13 protein-coding genes are annotated in these 17220 nt (G+C 51.3%); 3 read left to right on the forward strand and 10 right to left on the reverse strand.

Features of this window, described 5'->3' with window-relative positions; genetic code table 11:
• Window positions 1–97: 97 nt before the first annotated feature.
• The 5 genes from ACN5NT_RS18690 to ACN5NT_RS18710 all read right to left on the reverse strand — a co-directional run bounded on the left by ACN5NT_RS18690 (window position 98) and on the right by ACN5NT_RS18710 (window position 7843).
• Complete coding sequence (locus ACN5NT_RS18690) at window positions 98–1054, reverse strand: YbgA family protein (protein WP_419176443.1); 957 nt, start codon at window positions 1052–1054, stop codon at window positions 98–100.
• Window positions 1055–1109: 55 nt separating this feature from the next.
• Window positions 1110–2702, reverse strand: a complete 1593-nt coding sequence (cimA, locus tag ACN5NT_RS18695) for a citramalate synthase (protein ID WP_419176444.1) — start codon at window positions 2700–2702, stop codon at window positions 1110–1112.
• A gap of 385 nt (window positions 2703–3087) precedes the next feature.
• Window positions 3088–4968: a GNAT family N-acetyltransferase gene (locus tag ACN5NT_RS18700; protein WP_419176445.1), complete on the reverse strand. Its 1881-nt coding sequence runs from the start codon at window positions 4966–4968 to the stop codon at window positions 3088–3090.
• On the reverse strand, window positions 4965–7103 hold the full coding sequence (locus ACN5NT_RS18705; protein WP_136797096.1) for an acetate--CoA ligase family protein: 2139 nt from the start codon (window positions 7101–7103) through the stop codon (window positions 4965–4967). The genes ACN5NT_RS18700 and ACN5NT_RS18705 overlap by 4 nt, the downstream gene beginning before the upstream one ends.
• A gap of 227 nt (window positions 7104–7330) precedes the next feature.
• Window positions 7331–7843: a fasciclin domain-containing protein gene (locus ACN5NT_RS18710; protein WP_419176446.1), complete on the reverse strand. Its 513-nt coding sequence runs from the start codon at window positions 7841–7843 to the stop codon at window positions 7331–7333.
• Window positions 7844–8380: 537 nt separating this feature from the next.
• On the opposite strand from ACN5NT_RS18710, the gene ACN5NT_RS18715 reads away from it, so the two are divergent.
• Together ACN5NT_RS18715 and ACN5NT_RS18720 are read left to right on the forward strand one after the other, a co-directional pair.
• A complete protein-coding gene (locus tag ACN5NT_RS18715; RefSeq protein ID WP_419176447.1) occupies window positions 8381–8926 on the forward strand; it encodes a hemerythrin domain-containing protein in 546 nt (181 codons plus the stop codon).
• Between the two features lie 61 nt (window positions 8927–8987).
• The gene (locus tag ACN5NT_RS18720; RefSeq protein WP_136797093.1) at window positions 8988–9806 is read left to right on the forward strand and encodes a family 1 encapsulin nanocompartment shell protein; all 819 of its coding nucleotides are present in this window, start codon (window positions 8988–8990) and stop codon (window positions 9804–9806) included.
• A gap of 59 nt (window positions 9807–9865) precedes the next feature.
• On the opposite strand, the gene ACN5NT_RS18725 is transcribed toward ACN5NT_RS18720, so the two are convergent.
• On the reverse strand, window positions 9866–11404 hold the full coding sequence (locus tag ACN5NT_RS18725; RefSeq protein WP_419176448.1) for a cryptochrome/photolyase family protein: 1539 nt from the start codon (window positions 11402–11404) through the stop codon (window positions 9866–9868).
• Window positions 11391–11561 carry a DUF2256 domain-containing protein gene (locus tag ACN5NT_RS18730; protein WP_136797091.1) on the reverse strand — a complete coding sequence of 57 codons (171 nt, stop codon included), beginning with the start codon at window positions 11559–11561 and terminating at the stop codon, window positions 11391–11393. The genes ACN5NT_RS18725 and ACN5NT_RS18730 overlap by 14 nt, the downstream gene beginning before the upstream one ends.
• Window positions 11562–11626: 65 nt before the next feature.
• Here ACN5NT_RS18730 and ACN5NT_RS18735 point away from each other — a divergent pair, with 65 nt between their 5' ends.
• Window positions 11627–12982 (forward strand): FAD-binding domain-containing protein, encoded by a 1356-nt coding sequence (locus ACN5NT_RS18735; RefSeq protein ID WP_419176449.1) that lies wholly within the window; start codon window positions 11627–11629, stop codon window positions 12980–12982.
• A 29-nt stretch (window positions 12983–13011) separates the two neighbouring features.
• On the opposite strand, the gene nrfD is transcribed toward ACN5NT_RS18735, so the two are convergent.
• Genes nrfD through phsA form a run of 3 tightly spaced genes read right to left on the reverse strand, consistent with a single transcriptional unit; the run spans window position 13012 to window position 16838 of the window.
• The gene (nrfD, locus tag ACN5NT_RS18740) at window positions 13012–13974 is read right to left on the reverse strand and encodes an NrfD/PsrC family molybdoenzyme membrane anchor subunit (RefSeq protein WP_419176450.1); all 963 of its coding nucleotides are present in this window, start codon (window positions 13972–13974) and stop codon (window positions 13012–13014) included.
• The gene (locus ACN5NT_RS18745) at window positions 13971–14546 is read right to left on the reverse strand and encodes a 4Fe-4S dicluster domain-containing protein (protein WP_419176451.1); all 576 of its coding nucleotides are present in this window, start codon (window positions 14544–14546) and stop codon (window positions 13971–13973) included. The genes nrfD and ACN5NT_RS18745 overlap by 4 nt, the downstream gene beginning before the upstream one ends.
• 9 nt (window positions 14547–14555) lie before the next feature.
• A complete protein-coding gene (gene phsA / locus ACN5NT_RS18750; RefSeq protein ID WP_419176452.1) occupies window positions 14556–16838 on the reverse strand; it encodes a thiosulfate reductase PhsA in 2283 nt (760 codons plus the stop codon).
• Between the last annotated feature and the right edge of the window lie 382 nt (window positions 16839–17220).

Consider the following 17220-nt stretch of genomic DNA (forward strand, 5'->3'; position numbering starts at 1 on the left):
TTCCCCCCTGGCTCCTTCTCTTAGCCACGTGAAGCGGAACTTCAGGGGGAAAAAGAAAAAACAGGTCGTGTGTCGTAGCGGTAATGACGCGGATTTTTCAGGCGTGATTACGGAGTTTCAGCTCAATGGGGTGTGGGTTCAGGTAATATTGCTCGGCCAGATACTCCTGATTGTATTTGCGGACATAGTGGTTTATCAGGGTTATCGGCACAATGAGGGGTACCAGGCCAGCCCTGTACTGGTCGATGATTTCCAGCACTTCCTGCTTTTCATCCGCGCTCAGATTCTTTTTGAAATACCCTAGCAGATGCATCAGTACATTACTGTGGTTTTTCAGGGTGCAGCGCAGTTTGAGTGCGCTCATCAACAGTTGCTCGTATCTCTGGTAGAGTTCATCGGCGGGAATCTGCTTAGCCTTGGCCACCAGCGGCCCCATTTCCCTGTAAATCTTCTCGCCATGGGCCATGATAAGTAACTTGTGCCTGGTGTGGAATTCCACCAGGCCGCCGACAGTCTTCTTTTCGGCGAGCAGCCTTCGCCATCTTCGATGAACGAAGATTCTCTCGATGAAATTTTCACGCAGGATGAGGTCGTGCAATCGCCCATCCTCTTCCACCGGCAGGTTGGGGAAATGCTCCATGAAGGCGCGGGCAAAGATGCCCACTCCTTTCTTTTCGGCCATACCTTTGCCACTGGCAGGGTAGACTTTGACCCTCTCCATGCCGCTGCTCGGTGAGCGGTTCTTGAAGATAAAGCCATCCAGATCTTCAGCTTCGAGTTTTTCCAGCTCCTGGGGGATCCAGCTCAGCATCTGGTCTGTCATGTCAACATTGGAGCGGGAGGTGACCAGGCGGGGACTTTCAGCCTCACCGACCAGCCGCATCGCCTCCCTTGGGATAGACATACCGCATTCCACTTCCGGACATACCGGCACAAAGTCCACATAGTTGCCAAGAGTTCCGGTTATATAGCGATCATGTTGGTGGCCGCCATCAAAGCGTACCAGATTACCCAACAGGCATGAACTTACTCCCAGGCGAATCTTGTCTTCCATAATGGTCTCCATCACCCCAGTGAAGTGAGAGAAGACAACCCGGAGGGCAGGAAAACTACTTGCGGTTATCCTCTTTCATCAGCTTATAGTTGATACTGTCAACCAGAGCCTGCCAGCTTGCTTCTATTATATTAACAGAGACACCGACAGTTGACCAACTGCAATGCCCATCGGTACTTTCCACCAGAACGCGAACCTTGGCTTCGGTGCCATGCTCGCCGGTGAGAACACGGACCTTGTAGTCGGCGAGTTGCATCTCCTCCAGGCAGGGATAAAAGCGCACCAGCGCCTTGCGGATTGCATTATCAAGCGCGTTAACCGGGCCATCGCCCATGGCGGCGGTGTGGACCTCGTCACCTCCCACGAAAAGGCGGATGGTCGCCTCGGTGAGCGGCGGTTTATCCATGCGGTACTTGTGGTTCATAACCCTGAAGGTTTCGAACTTGAAGTAGTTGCGTTGCAGGCCCATGGCCCTGCGCATCAGAATTTCGAAACTCGCTTCAGCGCCCTCAAAGGAAAATCCTTTGTTTTCAAGGTCTTTCAGCTCGCTGATGATGGCGTTCAGAACGGGATCGTTGGGCGCAATTTTCAGCCCCCAGAGATTGGCCTTATGCAGGATGTTGGAGCGGCCGGCCTGATCAGAGATCAGGATGCGGCGGATATTTCCGACTTTATCAGGGGCAATATGCTCATAGGTTGTCGGATTGCGTTTGACCGCGCTGACATGGATACCGCCCTTATGAGCAAAGGCCGACTCACCTACATATGGCTGGTACCGGTTGTGGGGGAGATTGGCCAACTCGTTCACCAGTCTTGAGGTTGAGTAGAGTTGGTCGATATTACGCTGCACCCCGCAATCGAGGCCCATTTTGAAAATTATGGCCGGGATGATCGAGGTGAGGTTGGCGTTACCGCAGCGCTCGCCAAAACCGTTAATGGTGCCCTGTACATGGTCAGCCCCGCAATCAAGGGCGAGAAGGGCGTTGGCCACGGCTGATTCCGAATCGTTATGGGAGTGGATGCCGATTTTTACCCTGTGGCCATGATCTTCAATATGTTTTTTGACATGCTGAACGATCGGGCCGACCTCCTGGGGAAGGGTGCCGCCATTGGTGTCGCAGAGTACCAATGTTTCAGCGCCTCCTTCAGCCGCCTTGACCAGGGTGGCGAGTGCATACTCTTCATTATTTTTATAGCCGTCGAAAAAGTGCTCGGCATCGTAGATAAGGTGTTCAACCTGGGGGTGCAGGTAGGCCAGGGTGTCCTTGATGATCTGCAGATTATCCGCCAGTTCGATCTTCAGCGCCTCGGTGACGTGGATGTCCCAGCTTTTACCGAAAATGGTGATCGCCTGCGGCTTGGCATCGAGGAGAGCCTGCAGGTTCGGATCATCTTCAGGGGCATTCTTGAAGTGGCGGGTTGAGCCGAACGCAGCCAGTTTGGCGTGGTTCAGCTTGATCTTACGCATTTGGGCGAAATACTCGGCGGAAACCGGGTTGGAACCGGGCCAGCCGCCTTCAATGAAATCGATACCGAGTTTATCGAGCGCCTGGGTAATTCGAATCTTGTCCTCAACCGAAAGATTGAAGTTTTCCGCCTGGGTGCCGTCACGAAGGGTGGTATCGTAAATTTCTATTGATCTCCCCATCTGCAAAGTTCCTCGTTTGATGATTGGTGGGTATTCCGAAGGAGTTCGGTAGGATTATAACTGATTTTCTACTGGAACCGCTCATGATATAGAAAAAAAGCGAAAATGCAAGCCATTAACCTGTCCTCATCAGCAATCCTGCTACGCTCTTGCGGAAAAAGTCCGGAAAGCCGGGCAAATTGGCACGGGCATAGAGGTGTGCATCTGATTCGCTTTGTCCGGGGGGATTGCAGCGAGTCATGGAGAGCCAACGGTGTCTGAATGTATACTCTTCAGGATATAGCCCGGAACCATTATAGTGGTTTGCTCATCGTGCCATTACCTTGAGCGGTTTGCAGTGCCAGCATCACTGAAAAAACATCCAAATGCTCATTATAAATTCGGGTTAGAAATCTATGACAAAGTCATACATGCCCTGATTGAAACTGCTGGTAACCTTGTGGCCGGAATGGTTGAATATGATCTGCATTCGCTGATTTTCACGCAGCACTTTGGCTGTAAAGCCTATTATGCCATTGGCGATAGCCAGCTCGGCCAGATACTCGTAGAGCATGGTGCCGACACCCTTGTTTTGCCATGTGTCGCGGACCACAAGGGTGATCTCGGCCCTGCTGCCTTTCTCGGGCAGCAGATATTTGCCAACGCCTATGAGGTGCTCGCCATACGCCTCGGGAATGGATGCGACCACGGTGGTTTCGTGACGATGGTTGACGTAGACAAACTGGTGGATCTGCTGCAGGGAGAAGTTGGCCTGCCTGCTCATGAAGCGGTGATAGACTGTCTGTTCTGAGAGGTTGTAGAGCAGATCGCGCATACCGGATTCATCCGTAGGCTCAACAGGGCGCAGGTCGATCTGGCTGCCGTCCGGGAGCAGTCTGGTAGTCCGCAGATTCTTGTCGGTTGGGATGAAAAAGGCGTGGCCAATCTCCGAGAATTCCGGGCGCAGAAAGTGGGCTTCGATGGCCTGCTGAAACAGCTTTTCCCTGAAATCAGGATGGGCTATGGAGATCAGTGCCATAACCCGTTCCTGGATTGACTTGCCATGGAGGTAGGCGACACCATATTCGGTAACCACATAGTGGACATCGCCCCTCGTCACCACCACGCCAGACCCCTCACTCAAATGGGGCACGATGTTGGATCTGGTTACCTGGGGGTCGGTGGAGGGCAGGGTGATGATAGATTTACCATCGCGGCAGCGGGAGGCGCCACGGTTAAAGTCGATCAATCCACCGATGCCGGAGTAGAGTTGACCCTGCTGGGAGTCGGCGGCGATCTGGCCGGTAAGATCTATTTCCCGGGCAGGATTGATGGCGATCATCTTTTTCTGCTGACTGATGATCCTGCTATCGTTGACATACTCCGTCGGCCTGAAACTGAAGGTTTCGTTGTTGTCGATGGCATCGTAGAGTTTACGGGTGCCGAGACAGAAACTGGTGACGATTCGGCCCCTGTCGCTGCTCTTGCGGCTACCTGTCACTGCGCCTGATTTCACCAGCTCGAGGATCGTATCGGTGATCATTTCGCTGTGGACACCGAGATCCTTCTTGTGGTGGAGAAACTCAATGGTGGCGTGGGGGACGCGGCCGTAATCATCCAGTCGGCCAAAGCCGAACTCAATGGTGGCACCGTCAGGTATCAGTTCAGCCACCCTTCGGCCAATTTCCCGGCTGATCGGGTGCACCGGCTCTACTTCCCGTTCGAGTATCGGCACATCCACCGGGACCAGAATATCCAGATCATCGACATCGACCTGGGAGTCGCCAAGGCTGCATGGCATCCGTGGATTGACCTGTGCTATGACCAGCGAGGCATTTTCTATAGCGCTTTTGACTATATCGACGGAGATGCCGAGGCTTACCATCCCTTGCTGGTTCGGCGGGCTAACCTGGATAAGCGCCACATCGATCGGCAACCTTCCCGAATTGAACAACTGCGGAATATCGGAGAGCAGCATCGGTGTGTAATCGCCCATGCCTTCCTGGATCAGGCTTCGGACATTCTGGCCGATGAAAAATGAGTTGATACGAAACGTGTCACTGAACTCGTCACGTGCATACGGGGCATCGCCTTTGGTGAAGAGCTGGATAATTTCCACATCGGCCAGATCGTCAGCCCGTGCCACCAGAGCGTCCACCAGCACAGTCGGTTCAGCGCAGCCGGTACCGATAAAGACCCGTTGTCCGGATCGAACATTACGAAGCGCTTTTTTGGGGCTCTTTACCATGGCCCGAAAGCTATCCTGCCAGTTATGATCGAAGTTCATACGTACCTCTGCCTAAACTCGGTTATCCGTGAGCGCTTTGATATGGGAGCCAGTTGAATTCGGGCATCGGCCACCACGGGGTCTGTCCCGAACTGGCCGACAAAGAAGGGATTGATCTCCAGTTCAACAATTTCAGGGAAGTCGGTGGTGAGTTGGCTGATTCGTTGCAGGGCGGTGGCGATAATATCGATATCGACCCCTTTTTTGCCGCGTTTTTTCTCGAGCACCGCAAACGATTTAGTAGACGTCAGCATCTGCAAGGCTTCATCGTGGGTGATCGGTGCCAGGTGAAAAGTGACATCTTTCATCACTTCGATGAATACGCCGCCAAGACCAAAGGTCAACATGGGGCCGAACTGCGGGTCACGGTTCATACCCAGGATAACTTCAATGCCGTGGTCGGCCATATGCTCCAGATAGATACCCTTAATGCGCGCCCGGGGGGCATTTTGCGAGATGCGGAGCATCATCAGGTCGTAGCTGTCCCGCACCTGTTGCAGGGTGGTGATATTCAACCGTACCCCGCCAATGCTCGCTTTGTGCAGAATGTCCGGTGAAACGATTTTCATGGCCAGGGGAAAGCGGATACGATCGGCATTCTCCAGTGCCTCTTCAACGGTACTGACCAGAGCCCCCTTGGGGATAGCGAAGCCGTATGCTTCGAGTATTTTTTTGGTTTTCACTTCGCTGAGGGTGAAGATGGCGTTGGCCCGACTTCGCTTGATGATATGGGCGACCCTGCGTCGGTTGACCCTGAATCTGGTGACTACCCGCGCTGGTCTGGCCCGCCAGGTTGCATATTCATACATTGCCTTCAGGGCCGCCACTGCCCGCTCAGGGGATGGGAAGTTGGGGAGTTTCGCTTTGGCCAGCTCGCTACGGCCAACCACCACACCTTCTCCGCCCATGAAGGTGATCAGAATCGGTTTCGAACCGTCGCTGACCCTGGCAATGGTCTTGGCAGTTTCCTCGGCGTCGGTCATGGCCTGCGGGGTGAGCACGACAATCACTGCGTCTACCTGGCCGTCAGTCAGGGCGGTTTCAAGCGCGGCAGCATACCTCTCGGGTGGCGCGTCACCTAATACGTCGATGGGATTGTTGACGCTGGCGGCCACAGGCAGCCTTCCTCTAAGGGAGGCGGCACTGTTGCTTGCCAGCTCGGCCACCCTCATTCCGGCATGTTCAACGGCATCTGCGGCCATGGTACCGGGGCCACCGGCGTTGCTGATGATGAGCACCCTGTTGCCACGGGGCAGCGGCTGCATGGAAAAAGCTGCGGCGAAATCGAAAAGAGCCTCAAAGGTATCGGCCCGCACGATGCCCGAGCGTTTGAAGGCGGCGGCGTAGGCGGTGTCTTCCCCGGTCATCACCCCGGTATGGCTGGCAGCGGCTTTTCGGCCAACTTCACTGGTACCTGACTTCAGAATGATGATCGGCTTCTTCTCAGCGGCCTGGGTGGCTATTTTTATAAAGCTGTCACCTGAGACGATATTTTCCAGATAGCCCACTACCACATCTGTCTCCGGGTCATTGCCGAAGTAATCCAGCATGTCATCTTCTGTGAGATCTGCTTTGTTGCCGATGCTGACAAGCTTTGAGACGCCAAGCAGCCTGTCTGCAGCTACATCGAGAATAGAGGAGCAGAGGGCGCCGGACTGGGAAAATATGCCTATCCTGCCGCTTATCGGCATGGTACCGGCAAAACTTGCGTTCAGTTTATGACTGGTGTTGAGCAGCCCCAGACAGTTGGGGCCGAGCAACCGTGCCCCGCTGCGCTTACACAGCAAGGCCAGTTCCTCTTCCCGGATGGCGCCATCCCTGCCGGTTTCCTTGAACCCTGCGGTAATGACCACAATGGATCGTGCCCCTTTTTTCAAAGAGCGTTCGGCGGCCCCGATGAGATGTTCTAAGGGCACGGCAATTATGGCCATATCTATGCTGCCGGGGATCTCCTTGACATTGGTGTAGACCGGCAAATCAAACAGATTGTCGCCGCCGGCCGGGTTCACCGGGAAGATCTCTCCGGCGAATTCGCCGGCAATCAGGTTGGCGAGAATATCATGGCCGACCTTGCCAGGGGTTCTGGAGGCGCCGAGCAGGGCTATTTTTTGTGGAAAAAAGAAATGTGTAAGCATAGTTGCAGTAGGTGAATATGCAGAGATGACAGTCTTAGGATAACCAGTGATTTAAACCCTTTGCCATAATGCATTTAAAACAGGAACTGCATGCTATGTCCAGAAATATAAACTGCTTAAGAGGTTGGTGACTGGCCAGGTGTAAAGTGCTGAAGGGTGTGGAAAGATTACCTTGGGTAACCTTTCCACAATTTAAAATGAAGTAAACCTGTTCAAATTAATTACCATTACTCGGGAATCAGCACGCTGTCGATGATGTGGATGACCCCGTTGGAAGCAGGAATGTCAGTCTTGGTAACCATGGCATTGTCCACGTAGACCATATCCTCTTCTACTTTAATAGAAAACTCCTTGCCGTTAACAGTCTTGGCCGAACTCATCTGGACTACATCCGCTGCCATCGCTTTGCCTGGAACCACATGGTACGTCAATATTGCCGTAAGTTTTTCTTTGTTTTCTGGTTTTAAAAGGTCCTCAACAGTCCCTGCCGGGAGTTTGGCAAATGCCTCATCGGTGGGAGCCATCAGGGTAAACGGTCCGTCACCTTTGAGTACCGGGGTCAATCCCGCTGCTTCAACCGCTGCCAGCAGGGTTGTAAACTGCCCGGTGTGATCAGCGAGTGCCACGATGTCCATGGAATCTTTCATGGAGTCATCTTTCTTGTCTCCATGATGTGCTGCAAACGAAGATACCGCAGAGAGGAGTGCAAAAATAAGAGTCGAGATGATGATTTTTTTCATATGATTCTCCATAAATTATCTGATGTTAGGAGTATGGTATGCAGAATAGACAAATACCTAAAAGAGCCTCAGCATACCGCCCATTAGAAGCGCAGCATGAGTTACATCACTCCTGTAGAGACGTTTCATTTGGTTATCTCAAGTGTAGGTTCTTAGGAATGCCTGTCAAGAAAAGTCATCCGAATAGTGAAAGAACTGGAGTTGCGTTCCAATATATCCTGAAGTTCCTCCGGAACTGATAACAGGTTGAAAAATGGATGCTTATATTCCAGAAATTTTTCTTATTGATCTTCAAAATCATTGCTGAATTAATTTTCTTGAAATAGCAATTTCAGGGCGTTACCTGGAAGATTTTAATTATTGGAAAAAAACCTTTGCACTTGCAATGTTTGGAAGCCAATAGCAATGCTTGTAAAATTTGAGTTTGACCAAAGAAGAAGATAAGCTTTTGATAAGAGATTTTTAAGATGACCTGAAACCTGAGACATAACGGGCCAGAATTATGTAGTTACCTGAAATTCATGTGTAGGAGGCAGTATGAACATCGTTGAAGCGTTGACTGACCATCACGATACACTGCGTTCGCTGTATGGGCAGGCGGAGAATGATCCTGCACTATTTGAGACGTTCGTCCATCACCTGATTGTGCACCACACCATGGAAGAGAAATATTTTTATGATCTCCTCAAGCAGTTTGAAGAGGCGGAACACGACTCTCTCGAGGCGGTCAATGAGCATCACATAATTGAACTGATAATCAAGGATGCCCAGGGGTTTCCACGAGATCATTCCGGATTCCCTGTGAAAATAGAAGGATTGGGCGAGTATACGGTGCACCATCTGGAAGAGGAGGAGCTGGAAATCTTCCCCCTTGCAAGCAGGCTCTTTTCCCTGGAAGAAATGACCACCCTCGGTGCCCTGTTTGAAGAGGCCAAAGAGCAATTGCTGGGAGTCTCCCTGCCGGAGATCCCCAAAGCACTGGCCGGTAAATTTGCAGAGCCTCAAGTGGCCGGCGTCAGAACGGTGGGCGGTGGTTCATTGATGACAGCCACCGCAAGAGGCTTGGGCATCGGCAAGCTCTGATCGAACAATGGATGAGGATACCGCGTTATACGAGCCATAACTCATAACCGAGGATCACAAGATGGATTTTCTAAGACGAGAACTGGCCCCGATTCCCATGGAGGCGTGGGCGGAGATTGATGAACAGGCAACCAGAAGCCTTACCGCGATGCTCTCGGGCAGAAGGGTGCTCGATGTTACCGGTCCAATGGGTACCGATTTTCCAGGAGTGCCGGAAGGGCGGCTCGATTATCCCAAAAAGCAAGCCAAGGGTGGACTGAAGTATGGTATTCGCAAGGTTCACCATATCGTTGAGGTGCGTGTGCCTTTCGAGCTGGAAATCGCTGAACTGGATAACGTGGTTCGCGGTGCGAGGGATGTTGATCTTTCGGCACTGGAAGATGCGGCGAAAGAGGTAGCACTCTTTGAGGAAAAGGTCATATACCATGGTTTGCCCGAAGCAAATATAACCGGGCTCTATCTTTGCCAGGGTGAGGAATGCTTAACTATTGGTTCTAAGCCAGAGCAACTGCTGGAAGGAATTGCTGGTGGAGTGACGGAATTCAGCGGTCGCTCAATCGAAGGACCGTACAGCTTTATCGTGGGGCCGAAGTTGTGGAGCAGGATGTCCTCTCATATTCAGGGCTATCCGGTGAAGATGCAGGCGGAGGCCGTGCTGGGCGGGCAGGTGCTGCTCAGTTCCTATTTAAGCGGTGAGCATGAGAATCAGGCTTTTATGATGAGCCAGAGAGGCGGAGATTTCGAACTCATTCTGGGCCAGGATCTGGCGATCGGTTATGAAAGCCATACAGCGGGTAAAGTACGGCTTTATTTTACCGAGTCCTTTACCTTCAGGGTCTTTGAGCCATCAGCGGTGTTGAACTTTACTGCCAGAAAATAGATTCTAAAGTGCGTAGGCGGTCAGTCAGGGAATCTTGGTAAGGGCAGGGTCCTGTTTTCTTAAAGTTTATCGATCCCTTCAAGGTACTGCTCTGCCTGCCTGAGAATTGCCTTCTGTTCATCCTTGTTTTTTCTGCTCCAGGTTCTGTAAACCATGCCTATCCTGGGATTGTTCTCCAGTAATTCGCGGTGACGGTGGTGAAAATGCCAGTAAAGACTGTTGAACGGGCAGGCTTTGGTACCATGGCGTTCCTGGTGCCGGTACCGGCAGTTTGTGCAGTAAGAACTCATCTTATTGATATAATTAGCGGATGAACAGTACGGTTTGGTGCCGACGATGCCACCATCAGCGAATTGGCTCATACCTCGGGTGTTGGTGATCTCAACCCACTGGATGGCATCGATGTAAATGCCAAGATACCAGGCATCTATTTCCTCTGGTGCGATGCCTGCAAGTAATGCAAAGTTACCTGTTATCATCAGGCGCTGGATATGATGCGCATATGCGTACTGGAGTGATTGGGATATGGCATGATGCAGGCAGTTCATGTCGGTCTTGCCTGTCCAGTACCAGGAGGGGAGCTGGCGGTCGGCCTCAAAATAATTGAGGTCGGTAAATTCCGGCATATGAGCCCAGTAGACACCCCGCATATATTCACGCCATCCGATGATTTGCCGCACAAAACCTTCAATTTGGGCAATGACTATTTCATCCTGCCGTTTACTCCACTCCTTAATTGCCCGTTCAACCACCTCCAGTGGGGAGAGAAGTTTGCTGTTCATGGCTGCCGAGATTCGCGAGTGGTATAACGACCAGTATTCCTCGCTCATGGCGTCCTGGTAATCGCCAAAGTGGGGCAGAAGTTCAGCGGTGAAATACTCGAGTAATTCAAGACATTCATCACGTGTCACGGGCCAGATGAAGTTTTTCTGGTCAACCTCGCCGATCGTTTTTATGCCGGCTTTATCGAGTAGCTTCACCAGATCGGATACATCTCTTGAAAAGAGAAGGGGGGCTGGTATTTGGAGGTCAGCAGGGAGTTTTTTGCGGTTAGCGACATCGTAATTCCACTTTCCCGTGAGAGGTTTGCCCGTGTTTTCCGGATCCATCAGGATGTCAAAACGTTTTCGTATATCACGGTAATAGGATTCCATAAGGTAATTCTTCTCACCAAAAAACGCGGCCAGCTCGTCACGTTGGGTCAGGAAATGCTCGGTATCAAACATTTCTGCAGGAATGTTGAGCGATTTCGTTATTTTAATGAGTTGCAGGTCAAGCCGGTACTCATCCGGCATGAGATACTCGAATTTTTCGATTTTATGCGTGCTGATGAGGAGGGAGATGTTTTCTGTCAGATCCTGTTTGTTCTTGTTGGCATTGAGCTTCAGGTAAATCACTTGGTGACCTCGCCCACGAAGTGTTTCGGCAAAGCTGCGCATGGCAGCAAAAAAGAAAATGATCTTCTGAACGTGGTGAGTGACATAGTCGGTTTCCTGACGCATTTCGAAAAGACAATAGAGAATCTCATCATCGGTTGTATTAAACCATGAGTGGTTGATGTTGAGCTGGTCACCGAGAATGAGCCTAAGTGTTTTCATCGCCATTTTTCCTCTTGAATCCGGAACGTCTGCAGCGTTCACTGCAATAAACGATCTCCGGCCAGTTGCGCCGCCACTTCTTTCGCCAGGAGAAGGGGCGATTACAGACCGGGCAGATTTTTGTCTCTAACGGTTTTCTGGCCATCGTAACTATCATATACTTTCAGTAGCAAGGTTGAGAACGATACTGCTGGGATACCCAAGTTCAATACGAGGATAATTATGCTGCGACTGCTCATTATCTGGCATTTGAAATATTTTGATTTTCATATCCCCCGACAGCACCTGATTAAGCATTATAACATGCCGGTGGCGCCACGGGGGTTGATCACGGCTGAATCAAAGTGTTCGGCAGCAGAACATGGTAAAAGTTTTCTGGGGATACCAAGAGTGTCGGCTCATCGCCTGAATTTTTACGACGCGTGCGTTGAGGAGTTGGGCAAACAATATGCTGCGGCAAATCTGCCATTGGAGATAACGGAAAAGAAGGCTGCGGAAATTTTTATTGAACTGGCGGATCGTTATGATGAGGTCGAAGTCTGGGTGCCGGATCAACCCGGGACTGAAGAGGTTGATTTCCTGCTGGAACTGAAGAACGTCCTACCTGCAAAGGTGGTATTTCACCAGTTACCCTCAAATACGCTTTTGCAAGCGGATGAATTGCCAATGGAGGTCGGGAAAATCCCGCGGACCTTCAGCGGCTTTCGAAAGAAGGTGGAGAAAAAGGGGTATCATCAATATGGCTTTAGCAGGATGCAAGAGGTGTCTGATTTCCTGCCAACCAGGTTTTCTCCTGCAAGACAGCGGGTGAAGCAATATATCTTCGAGGACCAGCACATAATAAACTATAAATACACCAGAAATGGTCTGGGGCCAGGAGATTATTCAAGTCGCTTTGGGAAATGGCTTGCTGCGGGGGCCGTCAGCGCGGCGGAGATCGGGGCGGCTATTCTGAAGTATGAGAAAGAACGGAAAAAAAACATCTCAACCTATTGGCTACTGTTCGAATTACTCTGGCGGGACTATTTTCATTTTCTCCACAAAAAGATTGGTGCACAGCTTTTTACTCCGCAAGGGATGAAACAACAGAGGAGCCCGGGGCTTGTCGATTCTATAGAGTGGCGTTTTACCGGCAGTAATGTGGCGATGCAAATCCCTGCGGCTCACCGAAAAGAGGCCGAGGAGCTGTGGGGCGCTTTTCGTTCCTGGGCCCTGGCCTCAAACGGCATGGAGTTCATCGATGCCATGATGCTCGAATTGTATGCGACAGGTGAACTGAGTAACCGTGGGCGGCAGTGTGCGGCAAGTTATCTTATCCACGATCTTCATGTCCCCTGGTGGTGGGGGGCGCAGTGGTTTGAGTATTTATTGACCGACTATGATGTTTCGTCGAACTGGGGAAACTGGGCGTATATTGCTGGTGTTGGTGCAGATTCCCGGCCGGTTCGCCGATTCAACATCACCAATCAGGCCCGGAAATATGATGCGGACCACTTCTACCGTGATTGGGTGAAGGAGCAGAAGTGGTCCGTTCCCGAGGATGCCCTGCCCGAAGAGTTCCCGGGGGAATTCGTCTGAGCGAACTACTTTTCGAACAGGGCTGGGGGTCAGCTTATATAACTTTGTCCGGTGTAGAGGATAAAGTGTCTCAATGCCAGGACCCCAACCAGGCTTGAACATGCAGCAATTATGGCGATGCCTCTGGAGTGTTGCAGAGCTTTGGGCAGAGTCATGGTGAGAAGCGGGATACCGAAGCCGATCGCCACCACGCAGATCCAGAAGGTCCTCGCCCAAAAGCCGTTACGCAGCGCGCCAACGGCCTCGGTAGCTGCCCCACCGGCGAAATAGAGTGCCATAAAAAGCATGAACAGAAACATCACTTCAAGGAAGATAACCACTCCTTCAAAGCTATGTGTTTGTTGTATTTCTCGTTCATCAGCTTTCCCCTTGAACATGGTTATCGCCAATAAATTGTTGGCAGCGGCTCCGGCCGACAGTGCTGAAACCAGAAAGAGCGCCGGCAGTATTGCGGTGTTGAGCATTGGGTAGGCGTTCATTGCCGAAAGCAGAAAGCCGGTGTATGCCGCGACAATGATGGCCATGAGAAAAAGAAATACTTCAAAGGGCCCCCGTATCGTTTCGACGATGACGGCTATTTTTCCCAGCAGTGGATAGCGCGGTACAGGGCTGTCCTGCAGTACCAGGATGGCGTAGAGAAATGCTACCGGTGTATAGATCAGCAGGGCAATCACACCGAGGGACATTACGGATGACAGGTTGTATTTGACAAGTATAACCCAGAAATTGAGCGGCTTGGTCAGGTCCAGCACCAGACAGGCCAGGCCAACAGTGATCGTAAGCGGGGCGATAAAGGCAGCAGCTTTCAGCACCGGTGGTTCGCTTATGGTGCCATCCGGTCGCAAATTGCCACTGGTACCGTTGTACCATTTGAGACCAATTCCGATAAGCAGGCAACCGGCTGAAAGGCCTGCAAGAAACAGATAGACCGCGATAACCCAGTTCCAGACAACAGGGTCGTACTGGGCAACACTTCCCCAAACGCTATTCATAATGAAATCCTCCCCTTTTTCGTCGGTACGACATAAAGCTTCGGCCTGGTGCCGAGGTGGGTCTTGTTACGGTGGGTAGCGATGGTGTCGAGTATTTTAGCCACCTCGCTTTCGGGGTTGTTGGCGTCACCAAACATCAACGCTCCGGTGGGGCAGATTGACACGCAGGCGGGCTGTTTGCCTTCTTTCAACCGTGTTTCCTTGCAGAAATTACATTTGTCGGCACCTTTGTGGACCGGATTGATGAAACGAACCTTATATGGGCAGGCTGCGAGACAATACATACAGCCGACGCAGAGTTTCTGTTTGATGCTCACTATGCCGTCTTCTTTGCCAATATAGGAAGCTCCGGTGGGACATACCGTCACACATGGTGGGTTTTCGCACTGTTGACAGGATATCCTCGGATATTTGAAATGCAGGTTTGGGGTGGCACCGAAGGGGCCTTCGATATGAACCTGGAGACGGGAAACTGTCTCAGGCACCTGATTGACACTCCGGCAGGCGACGCTGCAGGCCTGACAGCCGATGCATCTGTTTTCATCGTGAAGCATTACATAACGCGTTTTCATTCAACTCTCCTATATTTTTTCTATCTTCACACCGCTGGTGTGGAGATTCATACCGCATACCGGTGCTGTGATGTGGGGGAGCAGATTACCGCAGTGGATACCACGGTCATAAGCCCGTTTCAGTTCTTTGTTTTTGGAGCCGAATCCCATATAGGCGAAAACCGTGTCCGGTCTGATGCCCGGGGTGACAAGGGCAGATCCCTCCTCGCTGCCGAGATCGTTGTAGATACGAATTTTATCACCAGTAACGATCCCCATTTTCTTTGCGACTACCGGGTGAATCCAGAGGCCGTTGTCAGACATCATGTTCGAGAGCATTGGTACGTTATGTGTGGCACCATTGGTGTGGATAGCTGTTTTCCCTTGAATAAAATAGAGTTCATCATCTTTCTTCAAGGTCACCGGGCGATAGCGGATGATGCCCCGGCCGGGTGCCATCTCTTCAACTTTGGGTGAACTGAGCTCTATTTTGCCTGTGGGGGTATTGAATTTGAGTGACGAGCTGTAGGTGCCATCGTAGTCCGGGGTGCGGGCATTCGGGAAAGCTTTGACAAAGTTCGAAACTTCACTCTTTTCTCTGGTGATTAAAGGTGCTTTGCCAAATTCAATCCAGCCATCTTGTTTAAGTTTATTGAGCGTTGCTGCATCTCCCTTGAACTGGGCAAGTTGAAAATCGTCGATGTCATTCCAGCTTTTATAGTATTCTCCCAATCCCATGGCGAGACCGAGTTCACGCCAGATCTGCCAGCCGGGTTTGGTGTCCCCGATGGTTTTAACTACTGGCTGCCTGATTGAGAACCGAGGAAATTTACCGGATCGGTCGAAGATGTCCTCAGCACGCTCAAGGTAGGTGGACTCGGGTAATATGATATCGGCAAAAGCCGCAGTTTCACTTATGTACACATCACAGGCAACAACAAGGTCAAGAGCCTTGAGGGCCTCCTCCACCCTGGCACGATCGGTCATCGTCTGCATGGGGTTGGACCGGGTAATAACCCAGGCTTTGAGCTGATACGGGTCGGCAGAAAGCGCGGCGTCCAGGATTGACTGGTAGACCCCGCCTGACGACCAGAGCAGATAATATTGGGTGTCTGCCTGATCGATGCGCTGGGCTTCAACCTTCGGCACTTTGTCAAAGGGGCCTGCCGGTACCGGCGCGACTTCTTCCCCGGCAAAGGTATTGTATTTAGCAGGATTACTCGAGAAGTAGAGGCCGCCTTTACGTTCAATATTGCCAAGCAGCACATTCAGGGCATACAGGGTGCGGCGCAGATCGAACTCTTCGGTGGTAAAGGTAGTGCGGTGGCCATAATCAATCAGGGCATGGGGGGCGTGGGAGGCAATTTCGCGGGCTATACGCACTATATCGGCCGCTTTGACATCTGAGAGTTCTTCCGCCCATTCGGGTGTATAATTGGCAACAGCCTCGGAAAATTCCTCAAAGCCATGGACATAGCGATCGACAAACTCTTTGTCGTAAAGGTCTTCCTCTATCAGCACCTGGCACATGGCCAGGGCCACACAGATATCGGAACCGGGTCGTATTGGGTGCCACTCGTCTGCTTTGTCGGCCAGAATTGAGAAGCGTGGCTCGAAAACAACCAGTTTTGCCCCTTTTGCCCGCTGATTTTCCATCATGCCGATTGTCTCAGGCATGTTGATGCCTTCGTAGACGTTGTGGCCAAAATTTATGATATAGCGGGAGTTGCCTATATCCCGGCTCAGACTTCCGGCAAACATAGCCCTGCCCGCTACCTGATAAGCGCCTGGACAGGTGGTTGCGTGGGTAAAGGTATTCGGGGAACCGTACGCTTGTGCCAGATGGAAAAGATGACTCTGGCCAGATCCGGACTTTGTTGAAAATGCAACAGATTCAGGGCCATGCTGCAACTTTATGGCAAGGAGTTTTTCAGCAATGTATGAATATGCTTCTTCCCAACTGATCTCCTCCCATTTTCCTTCTCCCCGTTCTCCAACCCGCCTGATTGGCTTAACCAGTCGATCAGGGTCATAGAGCAGACTGTGACCGGCACCTCCCCGCGCGCAGACGCTGCCACCAAAAGATTTGGCTAGAGGATTGCCGCCCAGGTAGACATTTTTACCGTTGATGATTTCCGCCGTGATGGGACAGCGGGTAGAACACATTTCACACATACTATTTATGTGTTGGGCTACCAGCTCCGGCGTTTCAGCATAGAGGCTCGCGAGGGTGCCGGGCACGGCCCCGGACAGAGCACAATAGGCTCCGCAAATGGTAGCACTTTTGAGAAAAGTGCGTCTGGTGATTTCCATTGATTAGCTCCTTGAATCTTTCTTGGTTAAAACAGTTGGTTGAAGCTGCAGCCTGGTGGAGGGTGGGTGATGTTGCAGTTCTTCGGAATTGCTCAGCTTGTTTCGTACTTATTTGATGCTACTGCTTTTAAAATCAAGATGTCAAATAGATGGAGCGATTTAACAGTGGCTAATGGGGGCGAAATTGTCGTTTGGTTCAACCTCGATGCCTACGAGAGAATTTTTTTCCAGCTGACTGTTTAACTTTTAAATCGCATGGCCAGAATAATTCTAAACAGATGAGGACAGGCTTTTTCACCAGTATGATGCACTTTCTCATGTCGGCAGGGTGTAGTTGCTATAAGTTTCGTCTTTGGCAGACAGGTTTTGTGCCGACGCAAAT

Source organism: Desulfosediminicola sp., from assembly GCF_048381775.1.
In the GTDB taxonomy this organism is placed as follows: Bacteria; Desulfobacterota; Desulfobulbia; order Desulfobulbales; family Desulfocapsaceae; genus Desulfopila; species Desulfopila ganghwensis.